The sequence below is a fragment of the Rhizobium indicum genome (assembly GCF_005862305.2).
GTDB classification, from domain to species: Bacteria; Pseudomonadota; Alphaproteobacteria; order Rhizobiales; family Rhizobiaceae; genus Rhizobium; species Rhizobium indicum.
In genome coordinates this window covers 2,812,079-2,829,072 of record NZ_CP054021.1, presented here as the reverse complement: position 1 = coordinate 2,829,072, position 16,994 = coordinate 2,812,079, and the positions used below count along the sequence as shown (strand labels likewise).

The following is a 16,994-nucleotide window of genomic DNA, read 5'->3' as shown; positions in this document are numbered from 1 at the left end:
CAGAGTTTTCTAATCCTCGTCCGACATCAGCCTGTCGATTGCACGTCTTTCCTTTTTGGTCGGACGGCCGGTGCCGGTCGCCCGGATCGCCTGCTCGTAGGCCGTGAGACGTTTTGCCTCATCGGGCGGCGGGGATTGGTCGTCGTAGAGCAGGCGCGCCTCTTCGTAAGGCCCCCGCCGTTCGCCGGCAAGGCGCATGACGAGAACGACATCGCGCCGCTCCAGCGTTAGCTCGATACGGTCGCCCGGCTTGACCATCTGGCTTGGATGGCTGCAACGCTCGCCGTTGATGCGCACATGGCCCGATTGGATATGGCTCTGCGCCAGCGAGCGCGACTTCACCATGCGCGCGAAGAACAGCCACTTGTCGATGCGCTGGCGCGAACCGCTTGTCGGCTGTGTCTCCCCGCTCATGATTACTTCTTCATCTGCTCCTTGAGAGCAGCGAGCTTGGCGAAAGGCGAATCCGGATCGATCGGCTTCTCCTTGCGCGGCGGCTTGGCCTCGAAGCGCAACGGCTGCGAGCCGCCACGATTGTTGTTGCGGTCGTTGCGATCGTTACGCTCGCCGCGATCCTTGCGATCGCCACGGTCCTGCCGGTCACCGCGCGGCTGGTCGCCCCGTGGTTGGTTATTGCGGTCGCCTCTTGCCTGCTGCGGCCGGCCACCATCGCGACCGCCGCCTTCCTTGCCACGGTTCTGGCGATTGTTGTCGCGGCCGTCGCCATTGCGATTGCCCTCGCCGCCTTCACCGCCGCCCGGCCGGCGATTGCGGTCGCCGCGCTCCTGGTTTTGACCGCGCTCCTGGCCCTGGCCGCCACGGCGTTCGCCATGCCCGCCGCGCGCCTGGCGCTGATTGTCGTTGCGACCGCCAAGACGCCACAGAAGAACCGGCTTCGGTTCCGTCGGCTCGCCGGCTTCCCCAGGAGCAGATCCTGCTTCCTCGGAAGCCGATACCGCTTCCGCAGGAGCGGATGTCTCGATCGGTTCGGCCGGAGCGGGAGTTTCGACCGCTTCCGTCACCGGCGCGTGGGCGACCGCCGAAGCCGCCTCGGTTGCGGATGGCTCGGCAGCAGTCTCTTCCGCAGCGCCATCGGCATCGTCGTGATCGGCCTTCTCGGCTGTCTCTTCCGCAGGCGTTTGTGCGCTGGCGGCAGGCACCGAGGCCACATCCTGCGCTGCAAGATGTAGTGATGCCTCTTCCGCCTTCACGGCATCGGCGCGATAGCCGAGACCCTTGAGGATTTCTTCCATGTCCTCGAGCGTCGCACCGAGGATCGACAGCATCGCCGTCGTCGTCGTGAAGCGGCGGCCATCATAGGCGCCCTCCGGACGGTTGTTTTGGCCGGGCTTCCATTGCAGCAGCGGACGGATGATATCGGCCAGCCGTTCCAGGATGTCGATGCGTACGGCTCGCTTGCCGAGGAAACGGAAGCCGGCGAGCTTGTAGAACATCCGCTCGAAGGTCGGATCCGTGACGACGGAGGTGCGGCCGGCGGCAAGCACCGGAATGAGATCACCGTAGCCGGGCTTGTCGAGACCGTCGTTCTTCAGCGCCCAGAGCAGCGTGATGAGCTCGGCCGGCGCCGGCTTCAGAAGTGCGGGAACGAAGATATGATAGGCGCCGAAACGCACGCCGTAGCGGCGCATGGAGGCACGGGCCTCCTGGTCCAGCGACTTCACCTCTTCGGTCACGTCGCGGCGGAAGAGCACCCCGAGATTCTCGACGAGCTGGAAGGCAAGCCCTTTGGCAAGGCCCTGCAGATCCTCGGCGCGCGACAGATCATCGAGCGGCTTCAGCACCGTGCTGATATGATGATTGACGAAGCGCTCGATGCGGGCGGCGACGTGATCGCGGGCATTGCCCGTCAGTTGTTCGTCGGCCAGCAGGATCACGCGCGGACGCATGATGTGATCACTGCCCGAAAGCCGCGCCACCGGGTCGCCCAGCCAACGGATCAACCCATCCGAACCGATCACCAGATCGCTGTTGCCGGCGGCATGCATCCGGGCCGCGCGGGCTTCGAACTCGAGCCCGAGCGCCTTCTGCGACGCAGCCTGAACCGCCTTGGCATCCGGTCCGTCCGTTCCCGCCACCGGCGTGAAACGGAACCCGCTCAATTGCCCTACATGATGTCCTTCAACGAAGACATCGCCATTCACACTGATTTCAGCTTCCAGCATCGCATTCTCTCTCAGGCGCTTCATGAGCACAGATGTCCTGCGATCAACAAAGCGTTTCGTCAACCTTTCATGTAACGCGTCGGACAATCGATCTTCGATTTCCCGCGTCTTTTCCTGCCAGTGTGTCGGATCGGCAAGCCAACCGGGCCGATTCGAAACGTAGGTCCAGGTCCTTATCTGCGCGATTCGCGCCGAAAGCGTGTCAATTTCCCCATCTGTTCGATCGGAGCGATGAACCTGCTCCGCAAGAAACTGCTCATTCACCGTGCCATAGCGGACAAGATCGGAAAAGAGGGTCGAGATAAGATCGGCATGTTGTGCTGGGGTGATACGCCGATAATCGGGAAGCGCGCAAGCCTCCCAGAGTTTTTCGACGCGCGCCGGCCTGTCGGCAAGATCGATGACCTCGGGATAGCGCGAAAGCTGTTCCAGCGCCTGCTGGTCGACCGCAGGCAATGCCCGCGTCAGCCCCGGCACGCGCGGTCCCACCTCAAGGCTGGCGCGCAGCGATGCGATTGAGGAGAAGTCCATCTCCGTCGTCCGCCACTGCAAAACCTTGACGTTGTCGAATTCGTGCCCCTCGATGCGCTGCACCAGTTCGTCATCGAAGGGCGAGACTTGCCCGGTGACGCCGAAGGTCCCGTCCCGCACATGCCGTCCGGCGCGCCCGGCGACCTGGCCGAGTTCGCCCGGATTGAGATTGCGGAACTGGTAGCCGTCGAATTTCCGGTCCTGGGCAAAGGCGACGTGATCGACATCGAGGTTGAGGCCCATGCCGATCGCATCGGTCGCCACCAGATATTCGACGTCGCCCGCCTTATAGAGCGCCACCTGCGCATTGCGGGTGCGTGGGCTGAGCGCGCCGAGCACGACCGCCGCGCCACCGCGCTGCCGGCGAATAAGCTCGGCGATGGCGTAGACCTCGTCAGCGGAGAAGGCGACGATGGCCGAGCGCTGCGGCAGCCGTGTGATCTTCTTCTGCCCGGCGTAGAAAAGATGCGAAAGCCGTGGCCGCTCGACGATAGTGATGCCGGGCAGGAGCTGCTGCAGGATCGGCCGCATCGTTGCCGCGCCGAGCAGCAGCGTTTCCTCGCGGCCGCGAAGATGCAGGATGCGGTCGGTGAAGATATGGCCGCGTTCGAGATCGCCGGCGAGCTGCACCTCGTCGATCGCGACGAAGGCAGCCTTGGTCTCGCGCGGCATCGCTTCGACAGTGCAGACGGAAAAACGCGCATTGGGCGGCGAAATCTTTTCCTCGCCGGTGACCAGCGCCACATTCTGCGCGCCGACCTTCTCTACCACCCGCGTATAGACCTCGCGGGCCAGAAGCCGAAGTGGCAGGCCGATCACGCCCGTCCCGTGCGCAACCATGCGCTCGATGGCATAATGGGTCTTGCCGGTATTGGTCGGCCCGAGCACCGCGGTCACACCGCGCCCGCTCAGAATCATCGGCTGCGAAATCAGAGTCATGAGTCCATGCAAATGAGGCGGGTGGCCCCAGGAAAATCTCGGCTCCTCGATGGAAGCTGGACAACACATGGACAGCTGCCGTCGCAAACGCAAGGGCAGATTTCAAAATGCATCGGGGATTACGACCTTTGCGAGTCCCGTGGAACGCCCGAATTTCCGATTCGGAACAGCGCAAGAACGAATCAGCGACGAATCGATGACTCCCGCTGATTCAGCTTTTGTTCACGGCTAAGTATTGATTTTGAATCACTTTTTCCCACTAGATGCTGAATCGCAAGACTCTCACCTGTTCATATTTTCGCTATCGCGACTCCGCAATTCCCGCCCGATCTTGGATAGGCGAAAATCCGCCCGAAATTAACCTCTCGACCAAAGCCGGAACGAATCGGAGACGAATCGCTGACTCCGCCGTTTTCGCCTTTCGTTCACGCCCACATCTTGTGGCGCTATCAGGTCCAGGTCCTAGAATGCGCATGGGCGGCAGATCCTTCGCCCCGCCCTCGTCAGATCGGCATTAATCTTTCGGAAACCGGATTCAGACGGCGTTAAGTCGCAGCGTTAACTCAGGGGCGGCCACTCTCGGCTCGCCGATCAAAAACGGAACGAATCGCTGACGAATCGGCGACATCGCGATTTTCCCGCTTTGTTCACCGCAACATATTGTATTTAAATGTCTTTTTAACCATAGCGGCAATTTTCGGAAATGACGGAAATTAAACCGTGAATCAGGCTTCGTCACATTTCCAGAGCTTAACCGGGAACAAAAATCGCCAATACGTGTTTCCAGTCCATCCAAATTGCGGATGAAATGAAGGAAACACACCATGCTTGGCACGATACTACTTGTTATCCTCATTCTGCTCTTGATTGGAGCCTTGCCGAATTGGGGTTATAGCCGTGGCTGGGGCTATGGACCTTCTGGCGGTTTGGGGCTAGTTCTCGTGATTATCATTATCCTTGTACTAATGGGCCGCGTCTAAAGGCCAACTAACCTGGGGAGTTACGACATGATGAAGAAGATTGTTCTTATTGGTGCGCTCGTGGGCGCACTCGCATCTTGCACAGCGACCGAGCAAGGCACGGCGATCGGCGCCGGCACTGGCGCTGTTATCGGCGGTGTCGTCACCAACAGCTGGGGTGGTGCCGCCGTCGGCGCCGTTGCCGGCGGTCTGACTGGCGCTCTGATCGGCCAGTCGGTCGAACGCCGCGGCTACTGCGTCTATCGCGACCGCTACGGTCGCCGCTATGAGGCTCGTTGCCGCTGATCGGCACAAGCATATCGGACTCCCAACGGGCGCTTCGGCGCCCGTTTTCTTTGCCGGTCGTATCCGTCAACGAGACGTTGACAATCGGTTGCGAAAGTCAAATCTAGCGCCGCCCAACGGGCAGGCACATATTTCCTTCAGAGCATGATGCCGAAAAGTGTGAGCGGTTTTCGGACGACATCATGCTCTCACTGTAAATGTAGAACAGGATGATTTTAGGCCGACCCGGCCTAAGATCATCCTGTTTTGGAGCGCAACGGACAGGCAGAGCCGCCCGGCGCACCGGAAAGGAAACGCTTCCATGATTCAGATTTTGCTGAATTCCCTCGTCGCCGTTCTCATCGCGTCGGCTTTCCTGACAACCGCAATATCAGCCCTCAGCGCCAATGATCTTTCGCTGCGCAAAGTGCCGGCCAGAGTTCGGCCACAGCGACGTCCGAACACAGACCGCCGCTCTTGATCTTCTCGAAACAGCGCGACTGCTCCGGCCACAAAATCGCAACCGGCATCACGAGACGCCCATAAACAGCGATGGCGCGATCCTGCCGGACGCGCCATCGCTTTGAATCTAATTCCTAATGTCGACGTGAAGACAGAAAGCCTAGGCGAAGAACTGTCCGCCATTGGCCGTCAGCGTCGAACCGGTGATGAAGCCGGCATCGTCGGAGACGAGGAAGGTGACGCAGCGCGCGATCTCTTCCGGTTCGCCGAGCCGGCCGACGGGGATCTGCGGAATGATACGTTCGTTCAGCACCTTCTCCGGCACGGCAAGCACCATTTCCGTTCCGATGTAACCGGGGCAAATGGCGTTGACGGTGATGTTCTTGTTCGCCCCCTCCTGAGCCAGCGCCTTGGTAAAACCGAGATCGCCCGCCTTGGCCGCCGAATAATTCACTTGGCCCATCTGGCCCTTTTGGCCGTTGATCGACGAGATATTGACGATACGGCCGAAGCTGCGGTCACGCATGCCGGTCCAGACCTGATGCGTCATGTTGAACAGGCCGGTGAGGTTGGTATTGATCACCTCGTGCCATTGCTGCTGCGTCATCTTGTGGAACATCGCGTCGCGGGTGATGCCAGCATTGTTGACGAGGATTTCGACCGGGCCGATCTCGCTTTCGACCCTGGCAATTCCCTCGCCGCAGGCGAGATAATCCGAAACATCCCATTTGAACACCGGAACGCCGGTAACGTCGTGGAAGGCTTTGGCCTTCTCGTCGTTGCCGGCATAGCTGGCGGCGACCCTGTATCCGGCATTTCTCAGTGCCATGGATATTGCCGCGCCGATGCCGCGTGTACCCCCGGTGACCAAAGCCACTCTGCTCATGTTCCGCTCCCCTTTTGTTTTTCGCCCCACCGCTTGGCGGGATCTTCAATCAAACATGGATCGTATGCTATTTAAAGCGCTTCAAAGCACATGGCCACACCCATGCCACCCCCGATGCACAGCGTGGCGAGACCCTTCTTGGCGCCGCGGCGCTTCATTTCGAACAGCAGCGTGTTGAGAACGCGCGCACCGGAGGCGCCGATCGGATGGCCGATCGCGATCGCTCCGCCATTGACGTTGACGATCGACGGATCCCACCCGAGATCCTTGGTGACGGCACAGGCTTGCGCCGCGAAGGCCTCATTGGCTTCGACGAGATCGAGATCGTTGACCGACCAGCCGGCCTTTTCGAGCGCCTTGCGCGAAGCCGGGATCGGTCCGGTGCCCATGATCTGCGGATCGACACCCGCTGTTGCCCAGGAAACGATGCGGGCGAGCGGCTGGACGCCGCGCCGGACCGCCTCCGCTTCGCTCATCAGCACCGCCACAGCGGCACCGTCGTTGAGGCCGGACGCGTTCGCGGCCGTGACCGTGCCGTCCTTGTCGAAGGCCGGGCGCAGCTTCCCCATCGCCTCGATAGTCGCGCCGTGACGGATATATTCGTCAGCATCGACCGTAACGTCGCCCTTACGTGTCTTGATGACGTAGGGGATGATCTCGTCGACAAAGCGACCGGCCTTCTGCGCTGCCTCCGCCTTGTTCTGCGAACTGACGGCGAACTGATCCTGGTCGTCGCGCGAAAGCTGCCACTGGCGCGCAACATTCTCGGCGGTGATGCCCATGTGGTAGCCGTGGAAAGCGTCGGTCAAGCCGTCCTTGATCATCGTGTCGATCATCTTCATGTCGCCCATCTTGACGCCGCCGCGTAAGTGCGCGGCATGCGGGGCCATCGACATGGATTCCTGGCCGCCGGCAACGATGATCTTGGCGTCGCCGGTGGCGATCTGCTGCATGCCGAGCGCGACGGCGCGCAAGCCCGAGCCGCAGAGCTGGTTAACGCCCCAGGCCGTCGCTTCCTGCGGAATGCCGGCCTTCATCGCCGCCTGGCGGGCCGGGTTCTGACCCTCGCCGGCGGCAAGCACCTGGCCGAGGATGACCTCATCCACCTCGCCGGCATCGACGCCGGCACGCTCGAGCGCGCCCTTGATGACGGCCGCCCCGAGCTCATGCGCGAGGACCGTCGCGAAAGCACCGTTGAAGGCGCCGACTGCTGTTCGCCCTGCGCTGGCGATGACGATGGATGGATTGCTCATGGGGACGCTCCTCGTTTTCGTCTCACTTACATAAGTGGAAACTGGCAAAGCTTGGAGCACAAGTCAAACGCGAAGACCGGCTGCTGTCATTTTTCGGCAAAGCCTTTCAAAGCCCAATTCATCTGCTCTGTTAAAGGTTTGCCGCATCGCACAAAGAGATTGTCACCGGCCTTCTTTTGCGTTTACAGTCTCAAGTGGAGGAATATCCATAAATCAGACGGGGGTTCAGGAGACTGATATGGCGAAGCATGAGGGTCAGATCGTTATCAAGAAATACGCCAATCGCCGCCTATACAACACAGGCACCAGCACCTATGTGACGCTGGAAGACCTGGCGGAGATGGTGAAGAAGGGCGAAGAATTTAACGTACAAGATGCAAAAAGCGGAGATGACATCACCCATTCGGTGCTGACCCAGATCATCTTCGAACAGGAATCGAAGACCGGCAACACATTGCTCCCGATCTCCTTCCTGCGCCAGCTCATCACCTATTACGGCGACCAGATGCAAATGGTCGTGCCGAGCTTTCTCGAACATTCGATGCGCTCCTTCACCGAACAACAGGCCCAGATGCGCGAGCAAGTAAACCGCGCCTTCGGCGAAACGCCGCTCGGCAAGAACCTGCAGTTGCCGATGCAGATGGTCGAGGACCATGTTCGCCGCAACACCGAGCTGTTTCAGCAGGCGATGCAGATGTTCTCGCCCTTCATGACGCCGCCTGCCAAGGAAAGCCGCAAGGCCGAGGCCAAGGATATCGATGAGCTGAAGGAACAGCTCCGCGCCCTTCAGAACAAACTCGACAACCTATAATCCGATCGAGACATCCCGCCCGGCGCTTCGGATCGATACGGCAAAACCGCCGATGACATCGATCAGAGCGATCGTCATCAAAATGAAGAAGACCTGCGTCGCAGCATCCCGGACGAGCAAAAACTCGACCAGGAAAGCGATGAACACCAGCATCGACAGCATGTGGTTGACGAGATTGCCGGGACCAGTTCTGGTCGCTTTGAGGATTTCGAAGAACAGCACGACAAGTGCGATGACGATGAAAAGATCACCGAGCGCCATGCTCCAGATCGCGCCCGAGATCATCGACAGCACGATGATATCATGTTGCAGTGCTGGAATGCCGCCATTGCCCATCAGGCCCAGCATCGCAAGATTGTAAAGAATAAATGGGATAATCATCAGGGGCATGGCGGCTATCATCGGCAATCTCCCAGTGCATCATGGAACAATACTGCCGCAAACCCTTGCCCCACCGCAAGTCATTGCAAATATTATATTGTCGAAATGCAAAAGGCCGGCGTGACGCCGGCCTTGAAACTTCGATCGGACAAGCCGGATCGGGAAATTATGCGCTTTCCTTCGGCGTCAGAACCTGGCGTCCGCGATACATACCGGTCTTCAGATCGATATGATGCGGGCGGCGCAGTTCGCCGGAATTCTTGTCTTCGACGTAGGTCGGAGCCTTCAGGGCGTCTGCCGAACGGCGCATACCGCGCTTGGACGGGCTTGTTTTTCTCTTCGGTACAGCCATTTCTCTTACTCCACTTGCGGGCAAAACATTCCCACGGCCACACCGGCGGCCGAAACGGACATGTCGCGATTTCGGAATTTGGCGCGCTTATACATGCAAGGGGTGACCTTGACCAGTCCCCATGCGTATTTTTTGCAAAGCCGATGATTCCAGGCTCAGACTTCGTCTTCCGGCACGATCCAAGGCTCGGCGCGGGCCGCCTCTTCCCATTTCCGCCAGGCCGGATGCGCCTTCATGGTCTCCATATAGGCCAGCGTATCGTTTTGGCTGACGAGATCATAGATTTCGAACCGGTTGACGACAGGCGCAAACATCGCATCCGCCCCGCTGAACGCGCCAAACAGAAACGGTCCGCCGGATTGCTGCAGGAGGTCGCGCCAGATCGTCTCGATGCGGCTGATATCGGCGTCGACACCATCCGGCAACGCGATCTTGCCCTTCGGCCGGCGGATATTCATCGGGCAGGCACCGCGCAGCGCCCGGAAGCCCGAAAGCATTTCCATCGAAACCGAACGGGCGAGCGCCCGCTCGGCGCGATCCCTCGGCAGAAGGCCGGCGTTCGGATAAAGCTCGGCGACATATTCGATGATCGCCAGCGATTCCCAGATCTTCAATGCGCCGTGCTGCAGAAGTGGTACTCGCCCGGTCGGTGAGACCGCCTTGATATCGGGGTTGCCACCAGGATAGTCGAAGGGGATCAGGACTTCCTCGAAATCGACGCCGGCGCCCGTCAGCGCCATCCACGGCCGGAACGACCAGGAGGAATAGTTCTTGTTGGCGATGTAGAGCGTCGGTCTATCCATGGGCTTCTCCCGTTCAGGCTTCAAAATCGAAGATCAACAATTCGTGGAAATGGTTCATGTCCTCGAACAGGCAGAATGCCGGCGGGGTCAGCTCGAAAACAGGGGCCTTGCGGCGGACATCGTCGGCCACGTTGTCGAGCATTGCCTGCCATCGCGGCAAGGCTTCGTCCTCCAACCGTTCGATCGCATAGGCGAAGGTCATGTGGAACTTATAGTCCTCATGGTTCGGCTGGCGATAGCCCAGAAGCTCGGCCAGCGCATTGCGCCAGGCGCGCATGACCTTGCGGTCTCTCTCCGTCGCCCCGTCGACGAGCAGGCCCGACGGGCGAGCTTCGACGATGGCGACCTTGAAGGGATCGGCCATCGAGAAACCTTCGAGCCGGGCCGCCATCAGCGCTATCATGTCGTCGATCGGCGTATCGAGAGGCAGGTCGCCCGGCCAGCAATCCTGGCGGCGCCTGGTCTCGATGACACCTTCGAAAAGTGTCATGTGAATGCTTGATATCGGCGTGAAGAGGAACTGCGGGGCTTCGGGCATCGCCAGATATTTCTCACGCGCCTCGATCAGCACCGCCTGCGTTTGCGAACCCTTCTCGATATGGCAAACGATGGTGTTGCCGGCTTCCGGCAGAAAGCCGCCGACCTTGCGATAACGGCTGCCGAGATGGGCGGGCGGGGTTGGATTGTGCCTCTTCGAATAAAAGAGAAGCTCGGGCGAAAATGTCGTGATGGTCATGGGCGACTCGGGGGCTCTGGTTGGACTGCATTCGCCCATATGGCAGAACCAAGAATGTCAGATGACACTTGCCACGTCTCGAGCACGATACCGAAAAGTGTGAGCGGTTTTCGGACGACATCCTGTTCTAACGATAAGTTCTGATCTCAATCATAGATGCACCTGATGTAATCGCCCGAACCTTGTGCGCGTCTCTCGATTACGCCGGCGAGCCGGCGAAGACCTCGTCCGGGCTTGCCGGCATTGCGGTCGATCGGGTTCGGCAGCGAGACGGCAAGCAGCGATGCCTGGCGCCGCGTCAGCTTCGAGGCCGGCACCTTGAAATGATGCTGGGCCGCCGCCTCGATACCGTAAATGCCGGGACCCCATTCGGCGATATTGAGATAGATTTCCATCAGCCGCCGTTTCGACAGGACGAAATCCGTGCTCACCGCGAGCGGAAGTTCCAGCGCCTTGCGCACGAAGGAGCGGCCGTTCCAGAGGAAGAGGTTTTTCGCCGTCTGCATCGGGATGGTGCTGCCGCCACGTGTCGCCTGACCTTTCAGCGTATCCTCGACCAGCATGCGCATTTCCGCCCAGTCGACACCGCCGTGAAAGCAATATTGCCCGTCCTCCGACATCATCACCGACTGCACCACAACCGGGGCAATGTTATCAAGCGACACCCATTGCCTGTCGTAACCCCGCAGCAGCACGAGATCGCGCAGCATCAGCGTCGAGACGGGATGAATGAAAGGCAGCAGATAGAAAAAGATCAGCGCATAGGGAAGAATCAGCAAGACGAGCACGGCAAGAACAATGCGTTTCAACACACGCCCGTCTCCGAACCATCGCCGACGAGCCGGCATGTCGACGCTGTCCTCTCTCTCCGGCGCTATATCCAATGTCCCCAGTCCGATTTCGCTCCTGTCGTTCTCATAACGCCTGTGCAGAGCTTATGCCAGAGTGCGTGGCGAATCTTGCTGCCGCCATCGACAATTCCGTTGCAAGCCCGTGGGCGCTCATGCCAAACAGCGCCCATGGACGCGAACCGGGACACTTTCGAGACGAGGCTGAAGAATAACGCCAGCGAAATCGAGGCGCTGCTCGACCTATTGCTTTCGCCAAGCCCCCTTTCCGATGAAATCGCCAGACCCGAGACGCTGCGCGATGCCATGCATTATGCCGTGCTGAACGGCGGTAAGCGGCTGCGTCCGTTTCTCGTCGTCGAAAGTGCAGCCCTTCTCGGCGGCGACGCAGAGGCAGCGCTTCGCGTCGGCGCCGCACTTGAATGCGTCCACTGCTATTCCCTCGTGCATGACGACCTGCCTGCCATGGACGATGACGACCTGCGCCGCGGCAAACCGACGGTACACATAAAGTTCGACGAAGCGACGGCAATCCTCGCCGGCGACAGCCTGCTGACCTACGCCTTCGACATTATCGCCTCGCCGGAAACGACCCTTCCCGATACGAGCAAGGCATCGCTGGTGCTGGCCCTTGCCCGCGCAGCCGGTCTCGGCGGCATGGCCGGCGGCCAGGCGCTCGACCTCGCGGCGGAAAAGCAGGCCCCCGACGAGGCCGGCATCATCCGCCTGCAGGCGATGAAAACAGGCGCGCTGATCCGCTTCGCCTGTGAAGCCGGCGCCGTCATCTCGGCAAGCCCGCCGGAAGATCGCCGCCGCCTGCGCGCCTTCGGCGAAAAGATCGGTCTTGCCTTCCAGCTTGCCGACGACATTCTCGACCTGACCTCGGACACCGCGACCATGGGCAAGGCGACCGGCAAGGATGCGGCCCGCGGCAAGGGAACGCTTGTGGCCCTGCGCGGCATGGAATGGGCCGAGACCCAACTGCACCAGCATGTCCGCGATGCCGAGGCCCTGCTTGCCCCCTATGGCGCCCGTGCCTCGACCCTCATTGCTGCGGCGCATTTCATCGCCGACCGGAAGAGCTGAAGCGGCAGGTCAGGCTGCCAGTATCTCCTTGAGAGCGGAAACGAGACGGGCACACTCCTCATCCGTGCCGATGCTGATCCGCAGGAAGTCGGAAATACGCGGTTTGGCGAAATGCCGGACGAGAATGCCGCGCTCCCGCAAAGCGGCTTGAAGCGCTGCCCCCGAACGGCTTTGGTGCCTCGCGAAAACGAAGTTCGCCTGCGACGGCAAGACCTCGAAACCCGAAGCTTCGAGTTCAGAGACGAGGATTTCCCGGCTGGCGATGATGTTCCTCCGGCATGTCTCGAACCACGCCTCGTCCTTGATCGCCGCCGTCGCCGCAAGCTGCGCCAGACGATCGAGCGGATAGGAATTGAAGCTGTCCTTGACCCGCTCCAGCGCCTCGATCAGCGGCCGCTGCCCCAGCGCGAAGCCGATGCGCAGACCGGCAAGCGAACGGGACTTCGACAGGGTCTGGATCACCAGTAGGTTGGGATAGGTTGAAACGAGCCCGGCGGCGCTCTCGCCGCCGAAATCGATATAGGCCTCGTCTATGACGACGACCGCATCCGGATGGGTGGCAAGAAGTGCTTCGATACTGGCAAGTGGCAAGCCGATGCCGGTCGGCGCATTCGGATTGGGGATGATGATCGCGCCGCAGGGCCTGTCGTAATCTTCCAGCCGGATCCGGAACCCATCGTCAACAGCCACCTCGATCGCTTCGACGCCGTATAGCAGGCTATAGGTCGAATAGAAGGCGTAGGTCACATCGGGGTAGAGAAGCGGCCGCTCGTGTTTCAGCAGCGCCTGGAACGCATGCGCGAGAACCTCGTCGGAGCCATTGCCGACGAATACTTCCTCAGCCGTCAGGCCGAAACGAGCCGCGATCGTCTCGCGCAATTCCGTGGCAGTGGGATCGGGATAGAGCCGCAGACGATCGTCCGCCGCGTCCCGGATCGCCTCGAGCGCCTTCGGAGACGGCCCATAAGGATTTTCGTTGGTATTGAGCTTGAGCATGTTCGCGATACGGGGCTGCTCGCCCGCGACATAGGGCCGAAGCTTGCTGACGATGGGCGACCAGTACTGGCTCATCCGAAGTTGCGGGCGTTCATTCCGCCGCCGTCCGCTGGCCGAAACGCTTCTCGATATAGTCGACGACAAGCGCCTCGAAATCGGCGGCGATATTGGCACCGCGCAATGTCAGCGCCTTCCGGCCGTCGATGAAGACGGGGGCGGCCGGCGTTTCACCGGTGCCCGGAAGCGAAATGCCGATATCGGCATGTTTGCTTTCGCCCGGCCCGTTGACGATGCAGCCCATGACGGCGACGTTCAGCGCCTCGACCCCAGGATATTTCTCGCGCCAGACCGGCATGTTTTTGCGGATGTCGTTCTGGATGTTCTGGGCAAGCTCCTGGAACACCGTCGACGTCGTCCGTCCACAGCCCGGACAGGCCGCAACGACGGGTATGAACTGGCGGAAGCCCATGACCTGCAGGATTTCCTGCGCCACCTGGACTTCGCGCGTGCGGTCGCCGTTCGGCTCGGGCGTCAGCGACACGCGGATCGTATCGCCGATGCCGTGCTGCAGCACGAAGCCCATCGCCGCCGACGAGGCGACGATGCCCTTGGTGCCCATGCCGGCTTCAGTCAGGCCGAGATGCAGCGCATGATTGGAGCGTTCGGCGAGCATGGAATTGACGGCGATCAGGTCCTGAACCTGGCTGACCTTGGCCGACAGGATGATGCGGTTGCGCGGCAGGCCGATTTCTTCGGCAAGGGCAGCCGACAGCAGCGCCGATTGCACAATCGCCTCGCGCGTCACCTGGCGGGCCGAAAGCGGCGATCCGGCTTCGGCGTTCCGGTCCATCAGCGCCGTCAGCAGATCCTGATCGAGCGAGCCCCAGTTGACGCCGATGCGCACCGGCTTGTCATAGCGGATCGCCATCTCGATGATCTCGGCGAACTGTTTGTCCTTCTTGTCCTTGAAGCCGACATTGCCGGGGTTGATGCGGTATTTCGCCAGCGCTTCGGCACAATCCGGATGATCGGCGAGCAGCTTATGGCCGATGTAATGGAAGTCGCCGATCAAGGGCACGTCCATGCCGAGGCGCAGCAGCCGATCGCGGATCCTCGGCACGGCGGCCGCACTCTCGTCGCGGTCGACGGTGATGCGCACCAGTTCCGAACCCGCCCGGTGGAGAGCGGCGACCTGCGCGACGGTGGAATCGATATCGGCCGTATCGGTGTTCGTCATGGACTGCACGACGACCGGCGCCCCGCCGCCGACGATGACACCGCCGACATCGACGGCAACGGAAGCACGGCGCGGTTTCGGATCAAAATCGGCGGCTGAAGACATGGAGAGTTCTTGCACCCCTAAAAAACAGTGCTTTTCAGGTGGATCAAGGCCGGCTGCTTGTCAACCGCCCCTGATATCACTTTTGTTGGGAGGCGGCTCAGTGACCGCCTCCGGAGGTCTCATCGGCATAATGGGCCAGGTTGGAGAGCAGCAGAACGACGATGAGCAGCACCGGCAGCGCCATGAAAACGACGGCAAAACCGATATGCTCGGCGACGAAGCCGATCAACGATGGCGCAACCAGCATGCCGGAATAACCCATGGTCGTGACCACCGAGATGCCGATGCCGGGCTTGAGTCCTGGAATATTGCCCGCCGCCGAGAAAGCGATCGGCACCATGTTGGAAATGCCGATACCGCAAAACGCAAAGCCCAGGATGGCAAGCTCGGCATTGGGCGCCAGGCCAGCAAGCAGCATGCCGACAATGGCAAAAAGCGTGCAGATCCGCAGCGTCTTGACGCCGCCCAGACGGTCGCGCACCAGGTCGCCGCCAAAGCGCATGATTGCCATGGTGGCCGAAAAGGCTGCGAAACCAAGACCGGAAAGTGCCACGGACGCATCCATTTCCTGCCGAAGATAGAGCGCGCCCCAGTCGAGAACAGCACCTTCCGGCACCATGCTGAACAGCGCCATCAATCCGAGCAGCCACGGCAGCGGCACCATCGGCAGCTTCGTCTTTTCCTTCTTGGTGTCGGGATGCGGCGGATCCGCAAGGATCATCGGCCAGGCGACGGCAAGGAAGATCGCCGCCAGCACCGTCGCCAGCTGCGCATGGCCGAGAATGCCGAGCTTGGAGATCACGATGCCACCGAGACCTGAGCCGATCAGTCCGCCAAGGCTCCAGAAAGCATGGCAGGACGACATGATGGCGCGGCGCATGGATTTCTCGACCGACACTGCATTGGCATTCATCGCCACATCCATTGCGCCGATGAAGCCGCCGAACAGGAAGAGCGAGATTGCCCCGGTGAGCACGTTTGGCGCGAGCGTCAATGCCAGCAGCAACGGCAGCACACAGACAGCTAGGACCTGAACGACGACACGCGAGCCGTGTTTGGCGATCTGCGCACCGGCGATCGGCATCATGACCAGCGAGCCGACGCCGAAGACCAGGATCATCAGCCCAAGCTCGAACTTGGTCAGCGCCAGACGCTCGGCAAAATCCGGGATCTTCGGCGCCCAGCAGCCGACAACAAAACCATTCATAAGAAAGAGCAGGGAAACCGCCGCCCTGCTTCTGGTAATGAAGCCGCTCCGGGCTCCCGGCGCACTCACATGACTATCCATTTCCGGTCTTCCTCATTGCCGGGCTTTCACCCGCCCGGTTTCCCTAAACTCTATGACGTCGCCTCAGTTCGTTTGCTCGGCGAGAACAGTTCTGCATCCGCGCTCGCGGTAACGGGCGAGAATGGCCGGATCGGCATCGTGCTCGACGACCAGGCATTCGCAATGCGCAACCGGCAGGATGCTATGGGGGGCAGCCGTGCCGAATTTCTCCGAGGTTGCAGCCACCAACACTTTTCTGCTCCTGGATGCCGCAAACCGCTTGAACTCCGCATCCTCGAAGCCGAACACCGTGATGCCGGCTTCGAGATCGACGCCACAGGCGCCGAGAATGCAGAGATCAGGCGAAATCTGTTCCATATCCCGCAAGGCCTTGGCGCCGAGCGAACCGCCGGTCTGCCGGTCGACCATCCCGCCGATCAGGATGACGTTGACGCCAGGCTTGTCGATTAGCGCTGCAGCAATCGCCGGCGCATTGGTCGCAGCCGTCAGTACAAGTTCGGCCGGCAACGCATTGGCAATCGCCAGATTGGTGCTGCCGGCGTCGAAGAACACGGTCGAACCGGCGGCAATCTGCTTTGCCGCTGCGCGCGCCAGCGCCTGTTTCCGGTCAGCGGCAAAGCCGATGCGTTGCGTCAGGCTTCCATGCGCCGGCGAGACCGGCAATGCACCGCCATAAACCCGCTCGCAGAGCCCTGCCGCTGCCATCTCCCGCAGATCCCGCCGCACAGTATCCTCGGAGACACCGAATTCGAGCGCCAACTCCGTCGCCAGCACGCGGCCGTTCAGCCGCAGCCTCTCGGAAATCACGCCTTGGCGCTCTCGCAACAAAAAATCCTGCATGTTCCTACCGGAT

Annotated in this window: 17 protein-coding genes; 4 read left to right on the top strand and 13 right to left on the bottom strand. The window is 60.8% G+C overall.

The features are described 5' to 3' along the window. Positions 1–9: 9 nt before the first annotated feature. Positions 10–414, bottom strand: coding sequence for an RNA-binding S4 domain-containing protein (locus tag FFM53_RS13910; RefSeq protein WP_138331898.1), 405 nt, complete (start codon positions 412–414; stop codon positions 10–12). Positions 415–416: 2 nt separating this feature from the next. Continuing rightward, entirely contained in the window at positions 417–3,653 is a 3,237-nt protein-coding gene (locus FFM53_RS13905; RefSeq protein ID WP_138389396.1) for a helicase-related protein, read from the bottom strand. Positions 3,654–4,477: 824 nt separating this feature from the next. Here FFM53_RS13905 and FFM53_RS13900 point away from each other — a divergent pair. Both FFM53_RS13900 and FFM53_RS13895 read left to right on the top strand, forming a co-directional pair. Continuing rightward, complete coding sequence (locus FFM53_RS13900; protein WP_007632343.1) at positions 4,478–4,633, top strand: DUF3309 family protein; 156 nt, start codon at positions 4,478–4,480, stop codon at positions 4,631–4,633. Between the two features lie 27 nt (positions 4,634–4,660). Next, a complete protein-coding gene (locus tag FFM53_RS13895) occupies positions 4,661–4,918 on the top strand; it encodes a YMGG-like glycine zipper-containing protein (RefSeq protein WP_003589657.1) in 258 nt (85 codons plus the stop codon). Between the two features lie 601 nt (positions 4,919–5,519). On the opposite strand, the gene phbB is transcribed toward FFM53_RS13895, so the two are convergent. Further along, the gene (gene phbB, locus FFM53_RS13890; protein WP_138331900.1) at positions 5,520–6,245 is read right to left on the bottom strand and encodes a beta-ketoacyl-ACP reductase; all 726 of its coding nucleotides are present in this window, start codon (positions 6,243–6,245) and stop codon (positions 5,520–5,522) included. 71 nt (positions 6,246–6,316) lie between these two features. Further along, entirely contained in the window at positions 6,317–7,498 is a 1,182-nt protein-coding gene (locus tag FFM53_RS13885) for an acetyl-CoA C-acetyltransferase (RefSeq protein ID WP_012759437.1), read from the bottom strand. 238 nt (positions 7,499–7,736) lie between these two features. On the opposite strand from FFM53_RS13885, the gene phaR reads away from it, so the two are divergent. Further along, positions 7,737–8,309 (top strand): polyhydroxyalkanoate synthesis repressor PhaR, encoded by a 573-nt coding sequence (gene phaR / locus FFM53_RS13880; RefSeq protein WP_029870831.1) that lies wholly within the window; start codon positions 7,737–7,739, stop codon positions 8,307–8,309. Here phaR and FFM53_RS13875 read toward each other — a convergent pair. From FFM53_RS13875 to mtgA, 5 genes are all read right to left on the bottom strand, one after another. Next, complete coding sequence (locus FFM53_RS13875; protein ID WP_138331901.1) at positions 8,304–8,711, bottom strand: hypothetical protein; 408 nt, start codon at positions 8,709–8,711, stop codon at positions 8,304–8,306. The two genes, phaR and FFM53_RS13875, sit on opposite strands and share 6 nt — an antisense overlap. 145 nt (positions 8,712–8,856) lie before the next feature. Beyond that, entirely contained in the window at positions 8,857–9,042 is a 186-nt protein-coding gene (gene rpmF, locus FFM53_RS13870; RefSeq protein WP_003543812.1) for a 50S ribosomal protein L32, read from the bottom strand. A gap of 155 nt (positions 9,043–9,197) precedes the next feature. Next, positions 9,198–9,845, bottom strand: coding sequence for a glutathione S-transferase family protein (locus FFM53_RS13865; protein WP_138389395.1), 648 nt, complete (start codon positions 9,843–9,845; stop codon positions 9,198–9,200). A 13-nt stretch (positions 9,846–9,858) separates the two neighbouring features. Beyond that, complete coding sequence (locus tag FFM53_RS13860; RefSeq protein ID WP_138331903.1) at positions 9,859–10,581, bottom strand: DUF1868 domain-containing protein; 723 nt, start codon at positions 10,579–10,581, stop codon at positions 9,859–9,861. Positions 10,582–10,727: 146 nt separating this feature from the next. Continuing rightward, positions 10,728–11,465, bottom strand: a complete 738-nt coding sequence (gene mtgA, locus FFM53_RS13855; protein WP_128460421.1) for a monofunctional biosynthetic peptidoglycan transglycosylase — start codon at positions 11,463–11,465, stop codon at positions 10,728–10,730. A 135-nt stretch (positions 11,466–11,600) separates the two neighbouring features. On the opposite strand from mtgA, the gene FFM53_RS13850 reads away from it, so the two are divergent. Further along, positions 11,601–12,515, top strand: coding sequence for a polyprenyl synthetase family protein (locus FFM53_RS13850; protein ID WP_138389394.1), 915 nt, complete (start codon positions 11,601–11,603; stop codon positions 12,513–12,515). A gap of 9 nt (positions 12,516–12,524) precedes the next feature. On the opposite strand, the gene hisC is transcribed toward FFM53_RS13850, so the two are convergent. The 4 genes from hisC to FFM53_RS13830 all read right to left on the bottom strand — a co-directional run bounded on the left by hisC (position 12,525) and on the right by FFM53_RS13830 (position 16,981). After that, a complete protein-coding gene (gene hisC / locus FFM53_RS13845) occupies positions 12,525–13,586 on the bottom strand; it encodes a histidinol-phosphate transaminase (protein ID WP_138389393.1) in 1,062 nt (353 codons plus the stop codon). Positions 13,587–13,602: 16 nt separating this feature from the next. Beyond that, positions 13,603–14,853: a flavodoxin-dependent (E)-4-hydroxy-3-methylbut-2-enyl-diphosphate synthase gene (ispG, locus tag FFM53_RS13840; RefSeq protein ID WP_138389392.1), complete on the bottom strand. Its 1,251-nt coding sequence runs from the start codon at positions 14,851–14,853 to the stop codon at positions 13,603–13,605. A 97-nt stretch (positions 14,854–14,950) separates the two neighbouring features. Beyond that, a complete protein-coding gene (locus FFM53_RS13835) occupies positions 14,951–16,141 on the bottom strand; it encodes an MFS transporter (RefSeq protein ID WP_138389391.1) in 1,191 nt (396 codons plus the stop codon). Positions 16,142–16,204: 63 nt separating this feature from the next. Next, a complete protein-coding gene (locus FFM53_RS13830) occupies positions 16,205–16,981 on the bottom strand; it encodes a DeoR/GlpR family DNA-binding transcription regulator (protein WP_138389390.1) in 777 nt (258 codons plus the stop codon). Positions 16,982–16,994 lie beyond the last annotated feature (13 nt).